We start from the raw sequence: 25,499 nt of genomic DNA, 5'->3' as shown, positions 1-25,499 counted from the left end.
ACGTCCTGGTCTCGAACGACCCTTCAAGGAGCTCAAGGCTCCAGGGAATCCTCATCTTCAGGCGAGTTTCCCGCTTAGATGCTTTCAGCGGTTATCTCTTCCGTACATAGCTACCCTGCGATGCCTCTGGCGAGACAACAGGTACACCAGCGGTACGTCCACYCCGGTCCTCTCGTACTAGGAGCAGCCCCCGTCAAGATTCCAACGCCCACGGCAGATAGGGACCAAACTGTCTCACGACGTTTTAAACCCAGCTCACGTACCTCTTTAAATGGCGAACAGCCATACCCTTGGGACCGGCTACAGCCCCAGGATGAGATGAGCCGACATCGAGGTGCCAAACACCGCCGTCGATATGAACTCTTGGGCGGTATCAGCCTGTTATCCCCAGAGTACCTTTTATCCGTTGAGCGATGGCCCTTCCATTCAGAACCACCGGATCACTATGTCCTGCTTTCGCACCTGCTCGACTTGTCGGTCTCGCAGTTAAGCACGCTTTTGCCATTGCACTTTAGGTACGATGTCCGACCGTACCAAGCGTACCTTCGAACTCCTCCGTTACACTTTGGGAGGAGACCGCCCCAGTCAAACTGCCTACCATGCACTGTCCCCGACCCGGATTCACGGGCCAAGGTTAGAACCTCAAACAAACCAGGGTGGTATTTCAAGGACGGCTCCACGCAGACTAGCGTCCACGCTTCAAARCCTCCCACCTATCCTACACAGATCGGTTCAAAGTCCAATGCAAAGCTACAGTAAAGGTTCATGGGGTCTTTCCGTCTAGCCGCGGGGAGATTGCATCATCACAAACACTTCAACTTCGCTGAGTCTCGGGAGGAGACAGTGTGGCCATCGTTACGCCATTCGTGCAGGTCGGAACTTACCCGACAAGGAATTTCGCTACCTTAGGACCGTTATAGTTACGGCCGCCGTTTACCGGGACTTCAATCAAGAGCTTGCACCCCATCATTTAATCTTCCGGCACCGGGCAGGCGTCACACCCTATACGTCCACTTTCGTGTTTGCAGAGTGCTGTGTTTTTATTAAACAGTCGCAGCCACCATTTTATTGCAACCCCTTCACCCTCCTGGCGCAGGCCAGTCAAGCTACAAGGGCGTACCTTATCCCGAAGTTACGGTACCAATTTGCCGAGTTCCTTCTCCCGAGTTCTCTCAAGCGCCTTAGAATACTCATCTCGCCCACCTGTGTCGGTTTGCGGTACGGTCTCGTATGACTGAAGCTTAGAGGCTTTTCTTGGAACCACTTCCAATTGCTTCGCAGCTCTAGGCCGCTCGCCCCAYATCCTTGAATTCCGCGCCCGGATTTGCCTAAGCGCCTTCTCCAATRCAGGGACCGGGACTTCCAACACCCGGACAACCTTCCGCGATCCGTCCCCCCATCGCATCATACGACGGTGCAGGAATATTAACCTGCTTCCCATCAGCTACGCATCTCTGCCTCGCCTTAGGGGCCGACTCACCCTACGCCGATGAACGTTGCGTAGGAAACCTTGGGCTTACGGCGAGGGGGCTTTTCACCCCCTTTATCGCTACTCATGTCAGCATTCGCACTTCTGATACCTCCAGCATCCTTTACAAGACACCTTCACAGGCTTACAGAACGCTCTCCTACCATGCGTGCACTCCTTTAAATCCACTCCACTTGCATCCCAACGACCATTGTTGGGCGCTTTGTCGATGCTGCGCATCGACAAGCAAGGTGCACTTAAAGGAATGCACGCATCCGCAGCTTCGGTGACTGGCTTAGCCCCGTTACATCTTCCGCGCAGGACGACTCGATCAGTGAGCTATTACGCTTTCTTTAAAGGATGGCTGCTTCTAAGCCAACCTCCTGACTGTTTTAGCCTTCCCACTTCGTTTCCCACTTAGCCAATCTTAGGGACCTTAGCTGGCGGTCTGGGTTGTTTCCCTCTTGACACCGGACGTTAGCACCCGATGTCTGTCTCCCGTGATTGCACTCTTCGGTATTCGGAGTTTGCTATGGCGGGGTAATCAGCAATAGACCCCCCAACCATGACAGTGCTCTACCCCCGAAGGTGAGACACGAGGCACTACCTAAATAGTTTTCGGAGAGAACCAGCTATTTCCAGACTTGTTTAGCCTTTCACCCCTATCCACAGCTCATCCCCTAACTTTTCAACGTTAGTGGGTTCGGTCCTCCAGTACGTGTTACCGCACCTTCAACCTGGCCATGGATAGATCGTCTGGTTTCGGGTCTACACCCAGCGACTGAACGCCCTRTTCGGACTCGCTTTCGCTACGCCTTCCCTAATCGGTTAAGCTTGCCACTGAATGTAAGTCGCTGACCCATTATACAAAAGGTACGCCGTCACCCGTTTCCAGGCTCCGACTGTTTGTATGCATGCGGTTTCAGGATCTATTTCACTCCCCTCCCGGGGTTCTTTTCGCCTTTCCCTCACGGTACTGGTTCACTATCGGTCGATCACGAGTATTTAGCCTTGGAGGATGGTCCCCCCATCTTCAGACAGGATTTCACGTGTCCCGCCCTACTTGTCGTACACCTAGTTCCACAACGCTGTTTTCGCATACAGGGCTATCACCTGCTATGGCCGGGCTTTCCATCCCGTTCTGCTAACAATGCTGCTAAAGAGTACAAGGCTCTTCCCATTTCGTTCGCCACTACTTTGGGAATCTCGGTTGATTTCTGTTCCTGCAGCTACTTAGATGTTTCAGTTCGCCGCGTTCGCTTCCCTGACCTATGTATTCAGTCAGGGATGACCCATTCRGGCCGGGTTTCCCCATTCGGACATCTCCGGATCAAAGCTTGTTTGCCAGCTCCCCGAAGCTTTTCGCAGGCTACCGCGTCCTTCATCGCCTGTGATCGCCAAGGCATCCACCACATGCACTTGTTCGCTTGACCCTATAACGAGTGTGTCTCAAACTTGCGTTCAAGCCGTGCTCGCTACAGGATGAGTTCTCGCATTTGTGCCGTATTCCAAGTCATCTTTCGATCACTTAAATACATTTTGGTTGATACAATCACAACCCGGTATCGTGTTGTACTWCAGCGTCTCATCAACGCTCACGACACCTTTACTACATCCCATATTKTTAAAGAACAGCCGTGCGAAACTTGGTCTCGCAACGTCTTGGCCAAGGCCAAAGGCAAACGCTCAATCCTAAGCGCTTGCCTTTGACGACCAATCCAAGGGGCACACCGAAGTGCGCGGTAAATGGTGGAGGATGACGGGATCGAACCGACGACCCCCTGCTTGCAAAGCAGGTGCTCTCCCAGCTGAGCTAATCCCCCATGTACTTCTGTCCGGAGGTTCAGCGTCGAACCACCATCCGTAACTTGGTGGGTCTGGTAGGACTTGAACCTACGACCCCCGCCTTATCAAGACGGTGCTCTAACCACCTGAGCTACAGACCCTTGGCTGTAACAGCAAACAAACCGATAAGTGTGAACGCTCGACTTAAGATGCACGCTCTTGAAAGGAGGTGATCCAGCCGCACCTTCCGATACGGCTACCTTGTTACGACTTCACCCCAGTCATGAACCCTGCCGTGGTAATCGCCCTCCTTGCGGTTAGGCTAACTACTTCTGGCAAAACCCACTCCCATGGTGTGACGGGCGGTGTGTACAAGACCCGGGAACGTATTCACCGCGGCATGCTGATCCGCGATTACTAGCGATTCCAGCTTCACGTAGTCGAGTTGCAGACTACGATCCGGACTACGATGCGTTTTCTGGGATTAGCTCCCCCTCGCGGGTTGGCAACCCTCTGTACGCACCATTGTATGACGTGTGAAGCCCTACCCATAAGGGCCATGAGGACTTGACGTCATCCCCACCTTCCTCCGGTTTGTCACCGGCAGTCTCTCTAGAGTGCTCTTGCGTAGCAACTAAAGACAAGGGTTGCGCTCGTTGCGGGACTTAACCCAACATCTCACGACACGAGCTGACGACAGCCATGCAGCACCTGTGTCCACTTTCCCTTTCGGGCACCTGATGCATCTCTGCTTCGTTAGTGGCATGTCAAGGGTAGGTAAGGTTTTTCGCGTTGCATCGAATTAATCCACATCATCCACCGCTTGTGCGGGTCCCCGTCAATTCCTTTGAGTTTTAATCTTGCGACCGTACTCCCCAGGCGGTCAACTTCACGCGTTAGCTACGTTACTGAAGAAATGAATCCCCAACAACTAGTTGACATCGTTTAGGGCGTGGACTACCAGGGTATCTAATCCTGTTTGCTCCCCACGCTTTCGTGCATGAGCGTCAGTGACGTCCCAGGGGGCTGCCTTCGCCATCGGTATTCCTCCACATCTCTACGCATTTCACTGCTACACGTGGAATTCTACCCCCCTCTGACATACTCTAGCCTTGCAGTCACAAGCGCCATTCCCAAGTTGAGCTCGGGGATTTCACGCCTGTCTTACAAAACCGCCTGCGCACGCTTTACGCCCAGTAATTCCGATTAACGCTCGCACCCTACGTATTACCGCGGCTGCTGGCACGTAGTTAGCCGGTGCTTATTCTTCCGGTACCGTCATCCCCCCGCTGTATTAGAGCARRGGATTTCTTTCCGGACAAAAGTGCTTTACAACCCGAAGGCCTTCTTCACACACGCGGCATTGCTGGATCAGGGTTGCCCCCATTGTCCAAAATTCCCCACTGCTGCCTCCCGTAGGAGTCTGGGCCGTGTCTCAGTCCCAGTGTGGCTGATCGTCCTCTCAGACCAGCTACTGATCGTCGCCTTGGTGGGCCTTTACCCCACCAACTAGCTAATCAGACATCGGCCGCTCCTATCGCGCGAGGCCTTRCGGTCCCCCGCTTTCACCCTCAGGTCGTATGCGGTATTAGCTAATCTTTCGACTAGTTATCCCCCACGACAGGGCACGTTCCGATGTATTACTCACCCGTTCGCCACTCGCCACCAGGATTGCTCCCGTGCTGCCGTTCGACTTGCATGTGTAAGGCATGCCGCCAGCGTTCAATCTGAGCCAGGATCAAACTCTTCAGTTTAATACCTGTGTGRTYCYKRMGRAYCTCGCTCTTTCGAGCGGTCGCTCACTCTCAGAAAACTGACTGGCTACATCCGYGATTTGCACCCCGGACATAACCAACATGTTTTACTGTGCGAGCACTTTATAACTTGTAAGCTAAAAGACCGAAGTCTTCCGCATCCGCTATCAAGCGCCCACACTTATCGGTTGTTTGTTTGTTAAAGAACTAGCCGCGGTTCGCTTTGCTTACCGCGTCACTGCGTTTTCTGCAGCAGAGAAACGAGATTATGAAGAACCTTCTACGTTTCGTCAAACACTTTTAATCTTTTCTTGCTTCGGCAAGCCTCGCTTTTTTGCGCCGCCCACCTTTCCAGCAAACCCTGCAACCCTTGCCCCGCCTGCCTTGCAGCGCGGCGTTTGTGTTGCGAGGGGGCGAATACTAAAGCGTCGGCGCCCGCCTGACAAGCCCTTTCTGGAAAAAATTGCAGGAGCCGTTTCGATCACCCATCGCAAAGCACTTCAGTGCTCCATCTGGTGACGCCTGCGCACATCGCATAGTGCGCATCAGTATCTGGCAAAGGCGTTGCCCCCGCACTCAACACCCTGCCCCTCAAAGAGGCGCCCTGCCCTGCAGCCAGCTGCATGCGGGAAGTCCCTGCCCCCTGGATGTAAGCCGGGCGAAAGCTTCGCTGGAATAGCATGCCCCGGCGATCATAGTTAATAGACGGAGGAGACAACATGCAAATCACCGGCATGCTTCACGGCGCGCGCTTGCTGCAACTCGTGGGCTTCCCCACGGCTGAGGTACTCGGGCCCGACGCCAACGACGACCAGATCAAAGCGCTGATCGAACGCCACAAACAAGTCTTCATCAAGCCGGTATTCCGCGGCGGTGTCGGCAAGAAGGGCAAGGCCGGCCTGCTGGGCCGGGTGGGTGACCTGGCATCGGCACTCAAGGAAAAAGAGCGGCTCTACTTTGCCGAGCACCACCACGGCAACCAGCACGCCAAGGCCAATGGCGTGACCTTCGAAGGCGGCGTGCCTTCCGACCACGAGATCTACTTTTCGCTGACCGATTCCACCGAGTTCCGCGCCCCGACCATGACCTTGACCCACCACGGCGGCATGGACATCGAGGAACTGGACGACAGCCAGGTCGCCCGCGTGCCTTTCAACCCGTTGACCGGCCTCAAGGCCTTTGTCGTGGCGAACGCGTTGAGCGGCCTGAACGCGCCAAAGGAGATCATCTCGCCGCTGGTGCAGCATTTGCCAAACCTGTGGGACCTGTTCCACGACTACGGCATGACCACGCTGGAGCTCAACCCGATCCGGATGCGCGCGGACAAGCGCGGGCGGCTCACGCCTGTCGCCTGCGACTTCAAGTGCGGCTTCGACCGCGACGATCCGCGCTGGCAGCGCCTGGACCTGCCGCCTCATCTGTTTGCTGTCGACACGTCGCCCTTCGAGCAAGAGATCAACCAGCTCCGTACCTATCAGGGGCAAAGTGACGTGTACATCATCAACGACAAGGGAACCATCCTGGCGCCGACCTTCGGAGGCGGCGCGAATTCCCTGGTGACGCAAATGCTGGGAGCCGACGCCATCATCTCTTCCGACTTCGGCGGGAACCCGCCGTACGAGAAGATGAAGGCTGTCGCCGGCATCTGCTTCAAGCATTGGCTCAAGCAGAGCAACGTGCTGTTCATCATCGGGGGCAAGTCCAACAACACCGATATCTTCGAGACCTTCCGCGCCATGGCCGACGCGCTGCGGGAGCATTTCGGCAAGTACGGCGCCGCGCCGCTCTACGTGGTGGTCGGACGCGGGGGACCGAACCTGGTCCGCGGCATGGCCGTGCTGCGCGACACCTGCGAGTCGCTCGGCCTGCCCTACGTGAGCTTTGGATTCGACTCGGCGATGAGCGAGGTGGTGGACTATGCTCGTAAGGTAGACGCCTGGATGAAAGCCGGTGGCCGCGCACAAGTCGCGGCCAGTTTGAATGTGACCGCCTGAAGTCACTGTACAGGAGACAACCATGCGCGCCAAAGGTGTTGGTGATTTCAAGTATTTCGTCGGTATTCAATCCTTGTCGGAAGTGGCCACGCGCGAGGACCGCGTGTGCGTGCTCAACATTATGGGAGGCGAGTCCAGCGACGTGACGCCGGTAGGCCATGCCTACTCGGGCGGCAACGTGGTGTTCGGCACCTCGCCAGGCCGCAAGGGGCAGGTGCTGGACACGCCGGCGGGGCCGATCCCGGTCTACAACAATGTACGTGAAGGCCTGGAGGCCGGCCACCGCTTCAATTGCGGCGTGGTCTATCTGCCCCCCTCTGCGGCCGACGACGGCGTAGTCGAGCTGATACGGGTCAACCCTGACCTCAAGAAGATCTTCATTCCAACCGAGAAGATGTCGGTACACGACGCCCGCGAAATCCGCGCGCTGGCCCAGCTCAACGGCGTAGATATCTTCGGAGGCAACAGCCTCGGCGTGGCCGACGCCTGGAATCAGGTTCGCATCGGTGGCGCGCTGGGCGGGGACGCGCCGGCCGACACCTTGCGCAAAGGCTCGATCGCGATCCTGTCGAACTCGGGCGGCTTCACCACCACCATTGCGCAGTACCTGCGCATGGCTGGCTGGGGCACGACCACGTTGATCTCTAGCGGCAAGGATGTCTACATTCACTACGCCGCCCCCGAATTCGCCTTCGCGCTGGCCCACGACGACCGTAGCAAGGCCGCGGTGCTGTATTGCGAGCCAGGCGGCTACTACGAACGCGATGCCAGCTTTACCAAACCGGTGGTGGCCTGCGTGGTCGGCCGCTGGAAGAGCAAGCTCACACGCGCCGTCGGCCATGCCGGGGCCATGGCCGGTGGCGCCGACGACGCCGAATCCAAAGAGCGCTGGTTCATGGAAAAATTCGGCGTCGATGCGCTATTCACGCCACAGAACCCGGTGGTCTCGGCCAAGGGCGCGGTGGTGGTCAATATCGCCGATATCCCGGCCGCGCTGACGGCTGTGATGCGTGCCAACGGCGTGCAGCCCGATTTCGCGCCGGAAGGCACGATGGAGCTCAAGCCCTGGTTCAGTGCCAGCCGGGGCCTGAAGCTGCCACCTGAACTCGATCTCGCCGTGGTGGAGGCGCCCGCGCCGTACGGCCAGCAGATTGCCGCCCTCCGGCAACAGATCGGTGCCATGCTACCCCGGCAGTCCATGAAAGACACGTCGGGCGCTTCGCAGATGGATGCCAGGACGCAGTTGACCAGCCTGCACGGCGTATCGATGCTCGACGCGGCGCAGCATCCGCTGGAGACCAACGTGAACCTGGCGCTGCTGCACGAGCCCGGTGGCGTCAACGACCAGCGATTGATCAACGTGGCCATCGGGGCCGGGCTGAACTTGCACGGCCACCCCGCGCTGGCGGCCGCCCAGGCCTCGCGCGATGCCGGCAACGCGCCCAACAGCGTACTGGCCACGGCGGCCAGCATCCTCGGGCCGCGCACGCAAGAGCGCGCGCGGGCACTGTCGCAAATGCTGATCGACGCGTTCGCGGCAGCCGGCCTCGACGATGCGATGAACGAAAGCTTCGACATCAGCGGGATCCAACTCGAAGACCCGGCCTTGTTCGTCGCGGACCAGGCCGACGGCCGCGCCGGCGCCATGCTCAATGGGCTAAAGGCCCGAGGCGCCAGGTCGGTGTTCATCAGCTACCTCCGCACCCTGCCGGGCCACCCGACGGAAGACGCTGTACTGGCCGCCATTACCACCACGCTGGCCTGGGGGCCGCTGATGCGCAAGCGCGTGTCGCGGATCACCGCGGAGAGCTTGCCTTGGTGGATGCGCTTGTTCGGCGCGCTGATCGGCGCCTCGGTGCCGGCGAATCAGCACGCGGCCGACAGTTTCTGCGGCATGGCGATCAGCGACATTCTGGAGCGACGGCCAATCAGCGAAGTCGCATTTGTCGCCCTCCTGGGCCTGACACCCAATCCTGCCGATCTGTATGCGTTCCAGGTGCTGGTCGGGCTGCTGCTAAGCAACGGACCGGGCACGATCTCCGCGCAGGGCGCCAAGGGCGCGGTGTCGGCGGACGGGCCCGAAGACCCGGGCCGCGTGCAGCTCAACAAAGCGCTGGCCGGCTTTCTCACGCACTCCGGCTATGCRCATGGCGGCAACGGCTACGAAGGCATCGCCTTCCTGATCGAGCAGTTCAAGGACACCGGCCTCAAGGACCCAGGCGACCCCAATCACGGTATCGACCTCAAGGCCCTGGCGCAGCGATATGTCAAACGCTATGCCGATTACAAGGCGAACAAGAAGAATACCGGCAGCCTGGACATCCAGAAGATCCCCGGCGTCAACCACCCGGTGTTCAAGGACAAGCCTGTCAACCACGACCCCCGGGAGGTGTTCATTGCCGGGCTGCTCGCCGGCCGCGGCGAGTACAACGTGTTCCACACCTTCTACCGTGAACTGGTGCAAACCTTGTTCGATGAGGGCGTGTCGCGCACCGTCTACTGCGTGAATATCGACGCGGTGATCGCCGCGCTACTGCTCAAGATGCTCTGGCAGCCCTACCAGGGCGGACAGTACGCGGAAAGCGCGCTGGAGACGGCCGCCTTCACGATCTTCCTCTACCCGCGCATGCTTGGCTGCGCCGCCGAAATCGACGACCACCTGAACCGGGGCCGCAATATGGACACGCGCACGCCGGCTTCCCAGTGCCAGTTCGTAGCCTGAGAGAGCGGAGATACACGACATGCTGACCCTCCTCGCCTATTCGATGGTGATCGTTTTCATGGCGCTGATCATGACCAAGCGCCTTTCGGCCATGGTCGCGCTGATCCTGGTGCCGATCACGTTCGGGCTGATCGGTGGCTTTGGGATGGAGCTGGGGGCGATGATGCTGGATGGCATCAAGAAGCTCGCGCCGACGGGCGTGATGCTGATGTTTGCCATCCTGTATTTCKGCGTGATGATCGACGCCGGCTTGTTCGACCCGGCGGTGCGCGTGATCCTGAGAATGGTGGGCGGGGATCCGATGAAGATCGTCGTCGGCACCTTCGTGCTGGCAGTGTGCGTCTCGCTCGACGGCGACGGCTCCACCACCTACATGATCACCTGCGCCGCCATGCTCCCGCTCTACAAGCGGCTCGGCATCAGCCGCCTTGTGCTGGCGTGCGTAATCATGATGGCTGGCGGGCTGATGAACATCCTGCCCTGGGGCGGCCCCACCGCGCGCGCGGCGAGCGCGCTTGGCGTGGACGTGGGCCTGATCTTCGTACCGATGATCCTGCCGATGATCGTCACCGGGTGCTGGGGCTTGTTCGTCGCCTTCCTGCTGGGGCGCCGCGAGCGCACGCGGCTCGGCGCCATTGCGGCAGGCTCGGCGGATCCCGCTTCCGCCGCACAGCCGCAGGTGACAGCGGGCGACCCCGACATCGCCAGGCCCAGGCTCCTTTGGGTCAATTTCCTGCTGACCCTGGGACTCATGGTGCTGCTGATTCTCGGCACCATGCCGTTGCAGGTACTGTTCATGGTGGCCTCCGCGCTGGCGCTGATGATCAACTACCCCAGCCTCAAGGACCAGAAGGAGAGGCTCAGCTCGCATGCCGCCAATATTGTTCCCGTGGTGTCGCTGATCTTCGCTGCCGGTATCTTCGTGGGCATCCTGTCGGGCACCAAGATGGTCGACGCGATCGCGGCCAGCGTGATCAGCGCCGTGCCGGACTGGATGGGCCCTTACATGGCCATCGTCACCGGCGTGCTGAGCGTCCCGTTTACTTTTTTCATCTCGAACGACGCGTTCTACTTCGGCATCCTGCCTATCCTTGCCAAAGCGGCCGCCGTCTATGGCATTGGCGCCGCTGAAATCGGGCGCGCATCGCTGATCGGCCAGCAGGTGCACCTGCTCAGTCCACTGGTCGCATCGACCTATTTGCTGGTCGGCCTGGCCGAGGTCGAATTCGGCGACCACCAGCGCTACACGCTGCTCTGGGCCTTGTCGGCGGCGCTGGTCATGCTGGTGGCCACCGTTGTCTTCGGGGTCATCCCCATCGTTGGCCATGCCCATTGACGGTAGCCCACCATGCACAACGAAATCCGATCCATTCTCTATGCCGCGGACCTGAGCGAAGGCTGCGAAGACGCGCTGGCCTACGCCATCGGCCTGGCCAACCGGTTGGGCGCAAGACTGCAGGTGCTCACCGTTATCCCGGACCAGCGCGAGAAGTCGCTGATCGAGATCGATTCCCACGTGCCCCAGGACGCGCTCGACAGGTATCACCATGATCGCGCGCAACGGGTGAAGCTGCACATTGAAGCGCAGATCGCGGCCTTCTATGCCGTGCGCACGGACAAGAACCCGCCGCAGCCGATCACCGAGATCATCGTGTGCGAGGGGGACGACGTGGCCCAGCTTATCCTCGACGAAGCCCGTCTTGGGCCCGCTGACCTGATCCTGATGGGTTCGCATGGCGATGGTGTCCTGGCCGGCCTGCTGTTCGGCTCGGTAGCCCATGAAGTCATGCGCAAGACTCGCACCCCCCTGCTGCTGGTGCCGGTCAGCGGACGAGACGAAGCGGAAGGCAAAGCATGAAATTCCTCATCGGGCTGGGGTTCGGGCTGATCTGCACGCTCGGCATGGCGCAGGAGCCTGGGGAGCTCATGGGCTATGCGTCCAAGGGCAGTGTTCCGCCTGGCTATGCACCGGCGTACGCGGAGACGGTCAAGGCCGCCGAAGACGAAGGCCGGCTGGTGATTTACTCGACCACGGACGCGGGCATCGCCAAATTCCTGATTGCGGATTTCCGGGCCATGTATCCGCGTATCGACATCACCTATGAAGACCTGAACAGCACCGTGCTGTACCACCGCTTTGTCGCCGAGACACAGCTGGGCGGCGAATCCGCTGACGTGCTGTGGAGTTCAGCCATGGATCAGCAAGCCGCGCTGGTCGACAGTGGCTACACCATGACTTACGACTCTCCGGAAAAGGCGAACTTCCCGGAGTGGGCCAGTTGGAAGAACCAGGCCTTCGCCACCACCTACGAGCCGATCGTCGTCGCCTACAACAAGAAGCTGCTGCGGGCCGGCGAAGTGCCGCAGACACATGCCGACCTGGCCCGGCTTCTGAACAGCGACCCAACGCGCTTCAAGGGAAAGGTGGTCAGCTACGATATTGAAAAGTCCGGACTCGGCTTCTTTCTTGCCACGCAGGATGTCGCTGTATCGCCCGCATTCTGGGATGTCGCCCGCGCCCTGGGCAAGGCCGCGGCCCGCCTCGACCTGACGACCGACGCCATGGCCAGGCGCGTGGCCTCGGGCCAGGTGCTGGTTGGCTACAACCTGCTGGGCGCCTACACGGTGGCGCAGGCGCAGAAGAATCCATCGCTGGGCTATGTGTTCCCGAAGGACTACACGCTCGTCATGTCACGCATCATCGTGATCAACAAGAAGGCGGCACATCCCAACGCCGCAAAGCTCTGGGTGGACTACACGCTGTCCAAGCGCGGCCAGGCCGTGATTGCGAACAGCGCACACCTCTACGCGCTGCGCGACGACGTCGAAGGCGAATTCACCGCCGCCCGCCTCAGGCAAAGGCTTGGCGGCAGCCTGAGGCCGATCGCGGTCGGGCCGGGCCTGATTGGCTATCTCAACAACCAGAACTACCGGGATTTCATCCTGCAGTGGCGGCAAGCCGTAGTGCAGCCCTAGGCTTAGCGCGGCTGTGCCAGCGCGTCTTTCCAGCGCTTGAGGAATTCCTGCCGTTTGTTGCGGTCGAGATAGACCATCAGCCCGGCGCCGATCGCGATCGGCCGGATGTTGCTGCCCGCATCGAGCCGGAGCACTGCCGCATTGCCGCCGCCATGCGCATCGCTACGCAACGCAAACAAACCCAGCTGGTTTGCCAGCACGGTCTGGCCGCGCTTCGACAGCATGTAGTCGAGCCACAGCCTGGCTGCATTGGGATGCGCCGCGCGCCGCTGGATAAACGCAATGCGCGAGCCGACCAGCACGTAGTCCTGCGGATAGACAAAGCCGATCGCCGGATCGGTGCGCACCTTGTTGTACGCATAGGAACCCAACAGGTTGTAGGCCAGCAGGCTTTCGCCGGAGGCCACGCTCTCCAGCATGGCAGCGGTACTCGGGACTTGCCGGACCTGATTGGCACCGAGCGCCCGGGCCACGTCCCACCACATGCCGGATGCCTTCGCGTCCTGCGTGGCGAACAGGAAGCCCAGGCTCGAGTTCTCCAGGTCGTAGGTGATCACGCGGCCTTTGAAGCGTCCGGGAGCGGCCGTGAGCAGACGAATGAAATCGGCGTGCGTGCGTGGCACTTCGGCGGCGGCCAGCTGGCGCTTGTTGTAGGCAAAGCCGACTGGCTCAAGCGTCGTGCCCCAGGCCTCGTTCCTCCAGACCGCCCAGTCAGGCAGGCCGGCACGCTCCGGCGACGCGTACTGCAGGGCATAGCCATCGTTGACCAGCTTGACCTGCAGGTCCATGGCCGAACTCCACAGCACGTCGGCCGTGGCGCTGCCACCCTGAACCTCTTTCAGGAAGCGGTTGTAGACCTCGGTGCTATTGAGATCGTGGTACTCGACATCGACACCGGGGTACAAGGATTTGAAATCCGCAATCAGGTACCGGGCCTCTGCCATGTCGGTGGGCGAGTAAACAACCACCCTGCCCTCACGCTTCGCCGCCGCGATGGTCGCCGCGTAATCCGCGGGATAACCCTCGGGGACTTGGGCCCTCGCCATGGGTAGCATCAGCAGTAACAGGAGCCCGATCAACCATGCCCTCGATGTCATGTTTCCTCCAGCCGGCGCGCCATTATAGCGACGCCAATGCCCTTTGCACCCATACCGGCAGTGCCGGCGAGGGTTGACCCCATGCGCACGCTGCTGGTCGAAGACAACCCGAAACTGGCGCGCTCGCTGACGGAGGCCCTGGGTGCCGCCGGCATGGTGCTCGATGTCGTGTCCGATGGCCTGCACGCGGACCAGCTGCTCCAGGCGGAACGCTACGACGTGGTCGTGCTCGACCTGGCGCTGCCGGGAATCAGCGGCATCGAAGTGCTGCGCCGTGCACGCGCCCGTGGCGACGATGTGCCGGTGCTGATCCTCACTGCGTCGGGTGAAACACCCGACCGGGTGCGCGGGCTGAACGCGGGCGCCGACGACTACCTGCCAAAGCCATTTGACCTGGCCGAACTGGTGGCCAGGTTGCGCGCCATCGCGCGGCGCCGGCAGGGCAGCACGCATGCTCTGTTCGAGATGGGCCGCCTGTGCTTCGACAGCGTGGCCATGGAGTTCAGCGTGGCCGGCCAGCCGCTGGTTTTGCCGCGGCGCGAGCATGGCGTGCTGGAGACCCTGATCACACGCGCCGGCCGGCCGGTCAGCAAGCAGGAGATGTGCGCGCAGTTATGCTCGCTCGACGACGCGGTCAGCGCGGAGGCCGTCGAACTTTACGTGCATCGGCTGCGCAAGCGCCTCGAGGGCAGCGGTACCCACATCCGGACCCTGCGCGGACTCGGCTACCGCCTGGAAGCGGTCGATGATTCGACTGCGTAACCACCTCCTCCGGTGGCTGCTAATTCCGCTGTCCGTCGTCTGGATAGTCGGATTCCGCATCAACTACGTGCGCACGCTGGAGCAGGCCAACCAGGCCTATGACCGTACCCTGCTCGGTTCAGCGCTTGCCATGGCGGAGCGGGTTTCGGTCCAGAGCGGCGAGCTGACCGTCGACGTGCCGTACGCCGCGCTGGAGATGCTCGAAACCCGCTCGCAGGACCGGATCTTCTACAAGGTGAGTTGCCTTGATCCGCCATCGCTCGTCACGGGCCAGGAGGACCTGCCCGCTCCGCCCACCGTGCCTGCGGGCGACCAGCCGTTGTTCCACAACGCCATGTACAACGGCGAGCCGGTACGGCTGGTGGCGCTGCGGCGACCGGTATACGAGGCCGTGCCTTGCGGCCCCTTGCTGGTCCAGGTCGGTGAAACCACGGGGGCGCGCGAAGCCTTGTCCAGGCGCATGCTGTTCGACACCAGCGCGATGCAGCTGACCCTGATCGCAGTGGCCGCGCTGCTGATCGCGCTCGGCGTCCGGCGCGGCCTGCTGCCGTTACGGCGTATCCGCGACGAAATCAAAGGCCGCGACCAGACCGACCTCACACCGATTGCCACGCAAACGGTGCCGCGCGAAGTGATTCCTCTGATCGAGGCGATCAATCTCCACACCGGCCGGCAGCGCCAGCTCAACGAGGCGCACCGGCAGTTCATCGCCGATGCGTCGCACCAGTTGAAGACGCCGCTTACGGTGCTCAAGGCGCAGGCGGCGCTGGCGCTGGCGCAGCACGACGCCCGCCGCGTGCGCGAAATCGTGAAGGAGATCCATGACAGCACCGATGCCACTTCACGCATGATCCAGCAACTGCTGGCGCTCGCGCGCAGCGAGTCAGGCCACGTCGTGGATGACGTGGGGCTCGACCTGACCGAGCTTGTGCGCCAGACGAGCTTCGACCTGTTGCCGCAAGCGCTCGAAAAGCGCATTGACCTCGGCTTCGACGGCAGCGGGCCGGTATGGATGACGGGACAACCGCTGCTGCTGCGCGAGCTTGCAGCCAATCTGGTCGACAACGCGATCCGCTACACGCCGGAAGGCGGACAAATCGACGTGTCGGTGGCGTGCGACGCAACGGGCAACGCCGTGCTGAATGTCAACGACAGCGGCCCTGGCATTCCGCCCGACGAGCGGGCCAAGGTATTCGGCCGCTTCTATCGCCTGCGCGGCTCGCGCGCCGACGGCTGTGGACTCGGGCTGTCGATCGTCAGGCAGATCGCCGACCGGCATGGCGCCCGCGTCGAACTCGGCCAGGCTCCCGGCAGCGGCGGCCTGCGCGTGAGCGTGGTGTTTCCACCCCGGCGTCTCCCGCCAGCCTGACGCGGAAAGCGCCCCGCGCACGTCAACGCAAAAGCATGAATATATCGACATGCATGCAGTCCGAACCGGAAAGCACCATGAGATTTACTTGAGCGAGGTACTGCGGGCGGATCCCAAAAAATGGAAAACTATACTTCGTCATCCCATGAAATGCTGGCGCCAGCATTTGGACGGGCGAAAGGCGGCATTGCGCCCGGTCATCCGACGACCCGGAAATGCTCCTGGCTCTGGCCCGCGCTGACCGCCCGCAGCAACCAGGAAGGCATCTCGCCCTGCCCGTCCCAGCTTCGCCCCTCCGCGTCGCGATAGCGTGCCACTGGCTTCTGTTCCGGTTCCGGCAACGGGAAACAGCCAGCATCCTCCAGGTCTGCCAAGGAGAGTCCGTGCTTCGCCATCTGGATCTTGACCCAGACAATGGCCGCAGCTTTTTCAATTTCGGAGGACATGGATGGAGGAGGAGACGGTATGGAGTTGGCTTGTTGACGGGTTCGGCGCGGCTAGTGCAGCCGCTGACAATCGCACGAAACTGCAACAAGAGTAAGGAAGGCGTCTTCAACTCGCCCGCGCTAGTCAGGCCAAGGAATCGAAAACACAAACAATCGACCTGCCCGCCCTCACCCCGGCACAAGACAGCCCATTCTTCGGTGTACCCCTGGGTGTATCCCGGCGCCCGAGAAAGACAAAAGGGTCAGCACGCGAAACGTGCTGACCCTTGTCATTGGTGGTGCGGCTGGCAGGATTCGAACCCACGACCCCTTGGTTCGTAGCCAAGTACTCTATCCAACTGAGCTACAGCCGCACGCGAAGACGGCATTCTAGCGCAACGGCGCAGAAATGCAAGCCCTCTTCTTTGATTGGGTGGGAAGGCCCCTTCATGCGGCGGTGAACCGGCTGAATCCGGCGCAGCGCAAGCGCGCGACTCGCCCCTACCAGCGGTAGCGCGCCCCCAGAGTGCCGCCAGGATTGCGGCCGGCTTTCAGCTTGACCCAGAGCTTGACGCCGCCGTTGGTGCTGCCGTGCGCTCCGAGATTGACAGAGAGAAGTCCGCGCAGCATGTCGGGATCGATGCGTGTGCCGTTGATATTGATCACCTGCTTGCGGTCCTGCCACAGGTCGGCCTCGACAAACGGATACACACCGTTGACTCCGGTAAGCCGACTCGGCTGTGTGCGATAGACCCGCAGGACGACTTCCGCGGCGCTTGCGTCTGCCTGCTGCCCGGCCAGGAAGCCGGATGCACTTCTGTCGGGAGCAGGCTGATAGGCGAGCTGCAAGCGCGGTTGAATCGTCAGGCCGCCACTGCGCGGGAGTACGGTATCCAGCGCGACAGCCATGCTTTGCATCCGGTTGCCGACGAAGCCGGTGGCAGATGTGACATCGTCCAGGTGCAGGGAAAGTTTGGCTGGCCGCGGCCCGTTGGCCGGTCCGGCATATATCGGATCGAGCACGGCCGCCGAGGGACCGGGGGCGTCATTGTCCGCACCGGGAGGAGGCGACCCGCCGGTCCAGGCCCATTTGCCGATCGACGCCACCAGAGGTGGCTGCGTATCCTCCACGGCGAGCCGCGCTGCCGGCGCAGGCGGATCCGGGAGGTCGCTGCCGACAATCTGCGGAGGCAGCGCCAAGGCGTTGCCGGCAGCCTGCTCAGACGACGGCGGAGCATTGCTGGCAACCTGCGCGTACGGATCAGATTCAGGCTGGTTCCAGCCGAGGCCGGCGTTGCCGGGCGTGGGGCGCTCCTCGGCCTGCACCAGGGCTGCCAGCAGCATCGCAAGAATCGAGCAACAGCACTGGCGGCACGGATGGGAGTGGACAGCGTGCGCGCAATGACCAGTACCAGCGGTGCTGGCACCGCCTCCTGTTGCGCTAGCAGATGACACGCGCCTGGCCATGACTGCAACCCCTGGCTGAAATGAACCATGTCGGCTTTGCTAGAGCATAGGTCAAACACTGGCCAAACGTTAGGGCGCTGGCACGCCTTGCGTGGGGCGCCGCACAGGACCGTTCGCCTGCCGGCCGGAACGTGTCGGACGGCGCCACATTGCTATGCAAATCGAAAGCGCTCCGCTAGGATCGCGGCTGGCAGCCAGGCCCGGCAGCGATGCCCGGCGCGCCAGCCGTAGCAGAACAAGAAGAAGCAAAACAACGGAATAGCGGAAGATGCGGATAAATAGCGATTCGACCGACAGGCCTGAAAATCCTGGCGGGTCCGATGATTCAAAAATGAAACAGAACGGCGCAGCCGGGAAACTGCCAATCGCCCCGGTGCACAACGTGTTGCGCGATACGCGCGACCTGCTGGGCAGCAGCGGCGAGCTTGCGGCCGGACGCGGCCTGATCACGGCCATCCTTGCGCTGGCCCTGGGCGGACTCAGCCTGCTGGGCGTGATCGCTTTCCATTTCCCGCAATACCTGACCACGCCCGAACTGCGCCACAAGTATTCGGTCGACGTATTGCGCCACGTCCTGTTTGCCGCGCTGCTGGTGTCAGGCGGCCTGTCGCTGAGCAACCTGGTGCTGGGGCGCCGCCGCAGTCTGAATGCCGCTGCCTTCGCGCTCGTGGCGCTGGCCGTGGCGCTCGGTGGCTCGCGAGTACCGGTGGGGGACTTCCCGGACCACACGCCATATATCGGCCTGGACTGGTTCATCCTCGACCTGCTGGGCTCGACACTGATTTTCGTGGTCATCGAAAAGATGTTCCCGCTCTATCGCGGGCAAGCCGTATTTCGCCGCGAATGGCAGACCGACCTCGTGCATTTCGCGGTCAATCACTTCATCGTTGGCCTGATCCTGCTGACGGTCAACTTCCTGATCTTCCGCTTGTTCGGCTGGCTGGTACGCGACAGCGTGCATGCTTTCGTGGGAGGTATCCCCTTCCTGCTGCAACTGCTGCTGTGCATACTGGCAGCCGACCTGGCGCAGTACTGGACCCATCGGGCCTATCACGAGGTGCCCTTCCTGTGGAAATTCCATTCCGTGCACCACAGCACCAAGACCATGGACTGGCTCGCCGGTTCGCGCCAGCACATCCTCGAACTGGTATTCACGCGGGTGCTGGTGCTGGCGCCGTTGTATGTGCTCGGGTTCAACAAGGCTGTCATCGACGCGTACATCATCATCGTGGGCTTCCAGGCGGTATTCAACCACGCCAATGTCCACCTGCCGTGGGGCCCGCTGCGCTACCTGGTGGTGACGCCGGATTTCCATCACTGGCACCACGCCTCGGATGACGAGGCGATCGACAAGAATTACTCGGCGCACTACGCCTTCCTCGATTACCTGTTCGGCACCGCGGTGAAGTCCGGCAGGCGCTTCCCCGAAAAATACGGCGTGGTCGGCGACTACATGCCCGATGGCTTCATACGGCAGCAACTCTTCCCCTTTCGGCGCATGCCTCCGGCGCGCAAGGACGACGAGGCATGAGCCGGCTCCTGATGATTGCCGGTGCGGCGCTGGCGGGCCTCGCACTGGGCGGCTGCGCGACGCAATGGGGCAGCCACGCGGACGATCTCAATGTCGCTGCGGCACAGGGCTCCGGGCTGCCGCTACGCTTCCAGCAGATGAGCCTGGAGGTGTCCGGGGTCGGAGTGCGCCCACTCGATATCGACGCCTTGCAGGTCGGCGATATCCTGCTCTCGGCAGCCACCTCATTCAACTCTTCGGCGATCCGGCTGGCGACGATATCGCAGGTCAGCCATTCGGCCGTCTATGTGGGCGGCGGCAATGTGGTGGAGGCAGTGGGCTCTGGCGTTCGGGTCTATCCGCTGCAACAGGCGCTGAATGACGGCGACATCATCGTGGCTTACCGCCACCCCGGGCTCGACGATGGTATGCGCCTGAAATTGCATGCCTTCGCGATGGCCCAGGTAGGCCAGCCGTATAACCATCTCGGCATCGCCATGCATGCGCCGTTTTCGCTGGAGCGGCGTCTGTGCGAACTGCCGGGTGTGCCCGGCGTGGTCCGCAACGCCTGCATGCGCAGCTTCAGCGCCATCCAGATGGCGCCCAACGAGCTGGATGCGCGCAACAGCTTCTTCTGCTCGCAACTGGTGCTCGCGTCCTACCGGGCGGCCGGCCTGTCGCTGACAAGCGCGGCGGACGACGCGGTCTCGCCGGCCGACCTGCTGCATATGCGGGAAGGCGACGTGCCCTCTTTCCAGGTCACGCGCAAGCTGGCTTATGTAGGGCGGCTGACGCCGGTATCGGCCTTGAGGGCCGATGGCACATCGGCAAGCCAGTCCGCGGACGACGATGAGTGGAGGATGCAATCCTGGTCCGCAGGACCTTGAGCAGACCAGAAGGCCTTGCCGCGGCACAGATCGCGCGGCACAAAAGAAAAAGGCCGCTGCATAAGCAACGGCCTTTTTCATCGAGTCTTGGTGCCCAGAAGAGGACTCGAACCTCCACAGTGTTGCCACCGCTAGGACCTGAACCTAGTGCGTCTACCAATTTCGCCATCTGGGCTTCGTCTCACTGCTTTTCTGCTGCAGCGCTGCGAAGAACAACATTATGCTGATTACATAATCAGCTGTCAACACCTGCCCTGCAATTTCTTCCCAGTCTTCCCAAAACCGGACTCAAGGCTGGAAACTGACCTGCCCGGGCCTGCCATCCAGGTGCAAGGTGGCGGTAGCCGGACGCGTGCTCGCCACCACCTTGCCCGCCCGCAGCACGAGCAGACGGGTAGCGCGCAAGCGGATTGCCTCGACCGGGTCGCGCGCCTGCAGCAGCACCAGGTCCGCGCGGCAGTCCGGTGCGATGCCGTAGCCCTCCAGCCCGAGGATCCGCGCCGGCGTCTCGGTGACGGCGGCAAAACACGCGCGCATCGCCTCCTGCCCCGTCATCTGCGCCACATGCAGGCCCATATGCGCCACCTCCAGCATGTCGCCGGAGCCCAGGCTGTACCAGGGATCCATCACGCAATCGTGGCCGAATGCCACCGGCACGCYCCCGGCCAGCAACTCCGGCACGCGGGTCATGCCACGCCGCTTCGGGTAGGTGTCGTGCCGGCCCTGCAGCGTGATGTTGATCAGCGGGTTGGCGATGGCCGCCACACCGGATTCTCGAATCAGCGGAATCAGCTTGGACACGTAGTAGTTGTCCATCGAATGCATCGAGGTCAGGTGCGAACCCGTGACCCGGCCCTGCAACCCGAGCCGCACGGTCTGGCATGCCAGTGTCTCGATATGGCGCGACAGCGGATCGTCACTCTCGTCGCAATGCATGTCCACCCGCAGCCCGCGCTCGCAGGCCAGCTCGCACAGGATGCGCACGGACTCCGCGCCATCGGCCATGGTGCGCTCGAAATGCGGGATGCCGCCCACCACGTCGACGCCCATGCCCAGGGCGCGCTTGAGGTTGTCGAGCGCGCCGGGCGCGCGCAGCACGCCGTCCTGCGGAAAGGCTACCAGTTGCAGGTCAAGGTAAGGCCGCACCTTCTCGCGCACGTGCAGCAGCGCCTCGGTGGCAAGCAAGCGCGGATCGCACACATCCACATGCGAACGGATCGCCAGCAGCCCCTTGGCCACCGCCCAGTCGCAATAGGCGAGTGCCCGCTCGACGATGGCATCCTGCGTCAGCAGCGGCTTGAGCTCGCCCCATAGCGCAATGCCTTCGAGCAACGTGCCCGACTGGTTGATGCGCGGCAAACCGTAGGACAGCGTGGAGTCCATATGGAAATGCGCATCCACAAAGGGCGGCGTGACAAGCTGCCCCGCCGCATCGACCTCGGCCGCCGCTGGCGCCTTGAGCGCCGGCTCGACTGCCTTGATGCGGTCGCCCGCGATGCCGATATCGATGCCGGTGCGGCCATCGGGGAGCGTGCAGTTGCGCAGGATAAGATCGAGCATAGTGGTTGTTTGTTATTCGCTACGTGTGATTGGACTCAGCGTTCGCCCTTGCGATAGGGCTTCATCAGCGCCTGCGGGTATGTGGCGCGCCGCGCCACCAGCACCAGCGCGAGAATCGACAGCACGTACGGCAGCATCAGGTACAGCTGATACGGCAGCGGCGGCAGACCCGGCAGGCTGGCACCGCTCTGTTGCAGGCGCAGTTGCAGCGCATCGAAGGCAGCAAACAGCAAGGCACCCGCCAGCGCGCGGCCCGGCCGCCAGGACGCGAACACCACCAGGGCCACGCAGATCCAGCCCCGCCCGTTGATCATATTAAAGAAGAACGCATTAAAGGCGGACAGCGTCAGGAATGCACCCCCCACCGCCATCAACGCCGAACCGGCCATGATCGCACCGATGCGCATGGCGCCTACCCGAATCCCCTGCCCCTCCGCCGCAGCGGGATTCTCGCCGACCATGCGCACGGCCAGGCCGAGCGGCGTGCGATAAAGCACCCAGGCCACCACGGGCACCAGGCCCAGCGCCAGCAGCGTCAACGCGCTTTCCTGGCCGAAGACGGGGCCCAGCACGCGGCCGAGCAGCGGCACGTCCTCGATCCAGCGCATCGGCGCGAAGGGCGTGATGGTGGGTGGCGTGGACACCGAGGCGAAGCCGATCCGGTAGGCATAGTAGGACAGGCTGGTGGCCAGCATGGTGACGCCCAGGCCTGCCACGTGCTGCGACAGCGCCAGGCTCACCGTCAGCCAGCCATGCAGCAGGCCGAAGGCAAGTCCCACGGCGGCAGCCACAGCGACCCCGCCCCACAGCGGGGCGCCATGATAGACCGCCAGCCAGCCGCCGAACGCGCCGGCCACCATGATGCCTTCGATGCCGAGGTTGAGCACGCCGGCGCGCTCGCACAGCAACACGCCCAACGTGCCGAAGACCAGCGGCGTGGCCACGCGCAGCACCGCGATCCAGAATGGCGCCGAGGCCAGGATATCGAGCAATTCCATCAGGCCGCCTTGCCCCGCGCATCGAAACGGATACGGTAGCGTGTCAGCATGGTGGCCACCAGCATGGCGAGCAGCGCCACCGCCACGATCACGTCGGCAATGCTGTTGGGCACGCCCACCGCGCGGCTCATGCCGTCCGCCCCCACCAGCACCCCCGCCACGAATACCGACGCCGCCACCACGCCTAGCGGATGCAACCCCGCCAGCATGGCGATGACCACACCGGCGTAGCCGTAGCCCGGCGAAATATCGAGCGTGAGATAGCTGGTGCGCCCTGCCACCTCCACCACGCCTGCCAATCCCGCCAGCCCGCCCGACAACAGCGCGGCCCACATCGTCACGCGCCGCACCGGCATGCCGGCGAACGCCGCGGCGCGCGCATTGGCGCCCACCGCGCGCATCTGCAGGCCGAACACCGTGAAGCGGTTGACCGCCCACAGGATCACGGCAAGCGCGCCAGCCAGCAGCAGCCCGCTGTGCACGCGCGAGCGCGCCATCAGTTTCGACAATTCCAGTTCCGGCACCAGCGGCACCGATTGCGGCCACCCCATCGCCGTGGCGTCTTTCATCGGGCCGTCCAGCATCATTGACACAAACAGCAGCACGATAAAGTTGGCCAGCAAGGTCGTAACCACCTCATCCACGCCAAGCCGCGTCTTGAGCCATGCAGCCCCGAGCAGCAGCAAGGCACCGGCCAGCATGCCGGCCGCCACCATCAGCACGAACAGCAAGCCCGTCGGCAACTGCTGCGCCCAGGGCACCGCCGCGCCATCGACCTGCCCGCCAACGGCCACCGCCGCCAGCGCGCCGAGATAGAGCTGCCCTTCGGCGCCGATATTGAACAGGCGAGCGCGAAAGGCTACAGCAACCGACAAGCCGGTCAGGATCAGCGGCGTAGCGCGCGTGAGCGTTTCCGACCAGGCAAAACGCGATCCGAAGCCGCCTTCGAGCAGCAGCATGTAAGCACGTCCCACCGGCGCACCGGCCCAACGCACCAACAAGGCGCAGATCAGCAAGGTAGCAACGATCGCCATGACCGGCGCGGCCAGCATGGCCACGCGCGAGACGCCGCTTCGGGCTTCAAGCCGCATGCAGTACCTCCCCCGTTCCAGCAGCGCCATGCGCGCCTTCGCCGGCACCGGCCATCGCCAGTCCGAGTTCTCCGAGCGTCCATGCTGCCGTCGGACGCGCCTCGGTCAGCCGGCCTGCGTGCATCACGGCAATGCGGTCGGCCAGCGCATGGAGTTCATCGAGGTCTTCCGAGATCAGCAACACGGCCGCGCCCTCTTGCGCTGCATCGAGCAGGCGCGCGCGCACATAGGCCACCGCGCCGATGTCCAGCCCCCAGGTGGGCTGGCTGGCCACGACCAGCAGCGGCACCCTCCCTTCGCCCCGCACCGAGAGCGCCCGGCCCAGGATCAGCTTTTGCATATTGCCGCCCGACATGGTCCGGGCCGGCACGTCGATACCGGCGGTGCGCACGTCGAAACGCGCGACCAGTTCCCGCGCAAACCGCTGCGCCGCCGCGCGCCGGATCACCCCCCCACGAGAAAAACGCGGCTCGCCGAGTTGCTCGCTGGCGGCGTTCTCCCAAACGGTCAGGTCGCCGATCACGCCCACCGCGTGGCGGTCCTCCGGCACGCGCGCCACGCCTGCCTCGATCCATGCGCGCGGCCATGCCGGCATTGGCTTGCCAGCCAACGTGACATGGCCCTCGGCGGCCGCCAGCGTGCCGCTGGTCAGTTCCGCCAGCGCGGCCTGGCCGTTGCCGGACACGCCGGCGATGCCCACGATTTCGCCAGCCCGTACCTGCAGGCTGACTTCGCGCAACAGCGCGCGGCCGTCCGCGCCACACGCGCCAATCTTCTGCAACGCCAGCACGGCGGGCGCCTCACTGGCACCGTCCGCGTCCAGCCGCGCGGCGCGTTCCGGCATGGCCACCACCCGGCCCACCATCAGTTCCGCCAGTTCGGCCTTGCTGGTCTGCGCCGCCGTGCACTGCGCCACCAGCCGCCCGCCGCGTAATACGGCGATGCGATCGGACACCCGCAGCACTTCGTCGAGCTTATGGCTGATAAAGATCACCGACAGCCCCTCGGCAATCAACTGCGCCAGCGTGGCGAACAGCGTTTCGGACTCGTGCGGCGTCAGCACCGCGGTGGGCTCGTCAAGGATCAGCACGCGGGCGCCGCGGTACAGTGCTTTGACGATCTCCACGCGCTGGCGCTCGCCCACCGACAGCTCGCCCACCCTGGCTTGCGGCCGCACGGCCAGGCCAAAGCGCTCGGCCAGCGCCAGCACCCTGTCACGCGCCGCGCGCCGTTCCAGGCGCCAATGCCACAGCGGCTGGGTGCCGAGCATGATGTTGTCCAGTACCGAGAGATTGTCGGCCAGCGTGAAATGCTGGTGCACCATGCCAATGCCGGTGGCAAGCGCCGCGCGTGGCTGGCCGGGCGGCAAAAGCTGGCCGTCGACCTCCACCGTGCCGGCATCGGCCACGTAGTGCCCGAACAGGATACTGACCAGCGTGCTCTTGCCGGCGCCGTTCTCGCCCAGCAGGGCCAGCACTTCGCCGCGCCGCAGTTCCAGCGAGATATCGTCATTGGCGGTCAGCTGGCCGAAGCGCTTGGTGATGTTGCTCAGGCGCAGGATGGGGACTTGCATGGGTGGTTGATCGATGTGGCGGTCAGGTTGCGCTGGCTTGCTCTTCGCTCCCAGGCGGAGG

Annotated in this window: 16 protein-coding genes, 4 tRNA genes and 2 rRNA genes; 9 read left to right on the top strand and 13 right to left on the bottom strand. The window is 62.6% G+C overall.

The features are described 5' to 3' along the window. The 4 genes from AC1DT6_RS23420 to AC1DT6_RS23405 form a co-directional block, all read right to left on the bottom strand. Window positions 1-2,901 (bottom strand): 23S ribosomal RNA (locus AC1DT6_RS23420); the annotation flags it as partial. 314 nt (window positions 2,902-3,215) lie between these two features. Beyond that, a tRNA-Ala gene (locus AC1DT6_RS23415) sits at window positions 3,216-3,291 on the bottom strand. A 46-nt stretch (window positions 3,292-3,337) separates the two neighbouring features. Further along, window positions 3,338-3,414, bottom strand: a tRNA-Ile gene (locus tag AC1DT6_RS23410). Window positions 3,415-3,475: 61 nt separating this feature from the next. Next, window positions 3,476-5,007, bottom strand: a 16S ribosomal RNA gene (locus AC1DT6_RS23405). A 719-nt stretch (window positions 5,008-5,726) separates the two neighbouring features. On the opposite strand from AC1DT6_RS23405, the gene AC1DT6_RS23400 reads away from it, so the two are divergent. Genes AC1DT6_RS23400 through AC1DT6_RS23380 form a run of 5 tightly spaced genes read left to right on the top strand, consistent with a single transcriptional unit; the run spans window position 5,727 to window position 12,699 of the window. Next, entirely contained in the window at window positions 5,727-7,001 is a 1,275-nt protein-coding gene (locus AC1DT6_RS23400; protein ID WP_441634625.1) for an ATP citrate lyase citrate-binding domain-containing protein, read from the top strand. Window positions 7,002-7,023: 22 nt separating this feature from the next. Then, window positions 7,024-9,723 (top strand): CoA-binding protein, encoded by a 2,700-nt coding sequence (locus AC1DT6_RS23395; protein ID WP_441634623.1) that lies wholly within the window; start codon window positions 7,024-7,026, stop codon window positions 9,721-9,723. Window positions 9,724-9,742: 19 nt separating this feature from the next. Further along, window positions 9,743-11,059: a CitMHS family transporter gene (locus AC1DT6_RS23390; protein ID WP_477114936.1), complete on the top strand. Its 1,317-nt coding sequence runs from the start codon at window positions 9,743-9,745 to the stop codon at window positions 11,057-11,059. A gap of 12 nt (window positions 11,060-11,071) precedes the next feature. Then, window positions 11,072-11,581: a universal stress protein gene (locus AC1DT6_RS23385; protein ID WP_477111533.1), complete on the top strand. Its 510-nt coding sequence runs from the start codon at window positions 11,072-11,074 to the stop codon at window positions 11,579-11,581. Continuing rightward, a complete protein-coding gene (locus tag AC1DT6_RS23380) occupies window positions 11,578-12,699 on the top strand; it encodes an ABC transporter substrate-binding protein (RefSeq protein ID WP_441634617.1) in 1,122 nt (373 codons plus the stop codon). Before AC1DT6_RS23385 ends, AC1DT6_RS23380 begins: the two co-directional genes overlap by 4 nt. 2 nt (window positions 12,700-12,701) lie before the next feature. Here the strand turns inward: AC1DT6_RS23380 and AC1DT6_RS23375 are convergent, their stop codons facing one another. Then, entirely contained in the window at window positions 12,702-13,796 is a 1,095-nt protein-coding gene (locus AC1DT6_RS23375) for an ABC transporter substrate-binding protein (RefSeq protein ID WP_477114935.1), read from the bottom strand. A gap of 81 nt (window positions 13,797-13,877) precedes the next feature. Between AC1DT6_RS23375 and AC1DT6_RS23370 the strand changes: the two genes are divergently transcribed. Further along, the gene (locus AC1DT6_RS23370) at window positions 13,878-14,558 is read left to right on the top strand and encodes a response regulator (RefSeq protein ID WP_441634615.1); all 681 of its coding nucleotides are present in this window, start codon (window positions 13,878-13,880) and stop codon (window positions 14,556-14,558) included. Continuing rightward, entirely contained in the window at window positions 14,542-15,927 is a 1,386-nt protein-coding gene (locus AC1DT6_RS23365) for a sensor histidine kinase (RefSeq protein ID WP_441634613.1), read from the top strand. Before AC1DT6_RS23370 ends, AC1DT6_RS23365 begins: the two co-directional genes overlap by 17 nt. A gap of 197 nt (window positions 15,928-16,124) precedes the next feature. On the opposite strand, the gene AC1DT6_RS23360 is transcribed toward AC1DT6_RS23365, so the two are convergent. The 3 genes from AC1DT6_RS23360 to AC1DT6_RS23350 all read right to left on the bottom strand — a co-directional run bounded on the left by AC1DT6_RS23360 (window position 16,125) and on the right by AC1DT6_RS23350 (window position 17,696). Then, window positions 16,125-16,373 (bottom strand): H-NS family nucleoid-associated regulatory protein, encoded by a 249-nt coding sequence (locus AC1DT6_RS23360; RefSeq protein WP_441634611.1) that lies wholly within the window; start codon window positions 16,371-16,373, stop codon window positions 16,125-16,127. 276 nt (window positions 16,374-16,649) lie between these two features. After that, window positions 16,650-16,726, bottom strand: a tRNA-Arg gene (locus tag AC1DT6_RS23355). 127 nt (window positions 16,727-16,853) lie between these two features. Next, the gene (locus AC1DT6_RS23350; protein ID WP_441634609.1) at window positions 16,854-17,696 is read right to left on the bottom strand and encodes a hypothetical protein; all 843 of its coding nucleotides are present in this window, start codon (window positions 17,694-17,696) and stop codon (window positions 16,854-16,856) included. A gap of 454 nt (window positions 17,697-18,150) precedes the next feature. Between AC1DT6_RS23350 and AC1DT6_RS23345 the strand changes: the two genes are divergently transcribed. After that, on the top strand, window positions 18,151-19,350 hold the full coding sequence (locus tag AC1DT6_RS23345) for a sterol desaturase family protein (protein ID WP_441634607.1): 1,200 nt from the start codon (window positions 18,151-18,153) through the stop codon (window positions 19,348-19,350). Further along, the gene (locus AC1DT6_RS23340; protein WP_441634605.1) at window positions 19,347-20,216 is read left to right on the top strand and encodes a YiiX/YebB-like N1pC/P60 family cysteine hydrolase; all 870 of its coding nucleotides are present in this window, start codon (window positions 19,347-19,349) and stop codon (window positions 20,214-20,216) included. Before AC1DT6_RS23345 ends, AC1DT6_RS23340 begins: the two co-directional genes overlap by 4 nt. An 88-nt stretch (window positions 20,217-20,304) precedes the next feature. On the opposite strand, the gene AC1DT6_RS23335 is transcribed toward AC1DT6_RS23340, so the two are convergent. The 5 genes from AC1DT6_RS23335 to AC1DT6_RS23315 form a co-directional block, all read right to left on the bottom strand. Next, window positions 20,305-20,391, bottom strand: a tRNA-Leu gene (locus tag AC1DT6_RS23335). A 113-nt stretch (window positions 20,392-20,504) separates the two neighbouring features. Beyond that, window positions 20,505-21,776 carry an amidohydrolase family protein gene (locus tag AC1DT6_RS23330; RefSeq protein ID WP_477114934.1) on the bottom strand — a complete coding sequence of 424 codons (1,272 nt, stop codon included), beginning with the start codon at window positions 21,774-21,776 and terminating at the stop codon, window positions 20,505-20,507. A 35-nt stretch (window positions 21,777-21,811) separates the two neighbouring features. Then, on the bottom strand, window positions 21,812-22,774 hold the full coding sequence (locus tag AC1DT6_RS23325) for an ABC transporter permease (RefSeq protein ID WP_200876713.1): 963 nt from the start codon (window positions 22,772-22,774) through the stop codon (window positions 21,812-21,814). Beyond that, window positions 22,774-23,865 carry an ABC transporter permease gene (locus tag AC1DT6_RS23320; protein ID WP_441634601.1) on the bottom strand — a complete coding sequence of 364 codons (1,092 nt, stop codon included), beginning with the start codon at window positions 23,863-23,865 and terminating at the stop codon, window positions 22,774-22,776. Before AC1DT6_RS23320 ends, AC1DT6_RS23325 begins: the two co-directional genes overlap by 1 nt. Further along, complete coding sequence (locus AC1DT6_RS23315; RefSeq protein ID WP_441634599.1) at window positions 23,855-25,438, bottom strand: ABC transporter ATP-binding protein; 1,584 nt, start codon at window positions 25,436-25,438, stop codon at window positions 23,855-23,857. Before AC1DT6_RS23315 ends, AC1DT6_RS23320 begins: the two co-directional genes overlap by 11 nt. Between the last annotated feature and the right edge of the window lie 61 nt (window positions 25,439-25,499).

This window comes from Cupriavidus sp. 01L45 (assembly GCF_056399885.1).
Note: the sequence above shows the minus strand (reverse complement) of the source record. Positions and strands in the feature narration are given on the sequence as shown.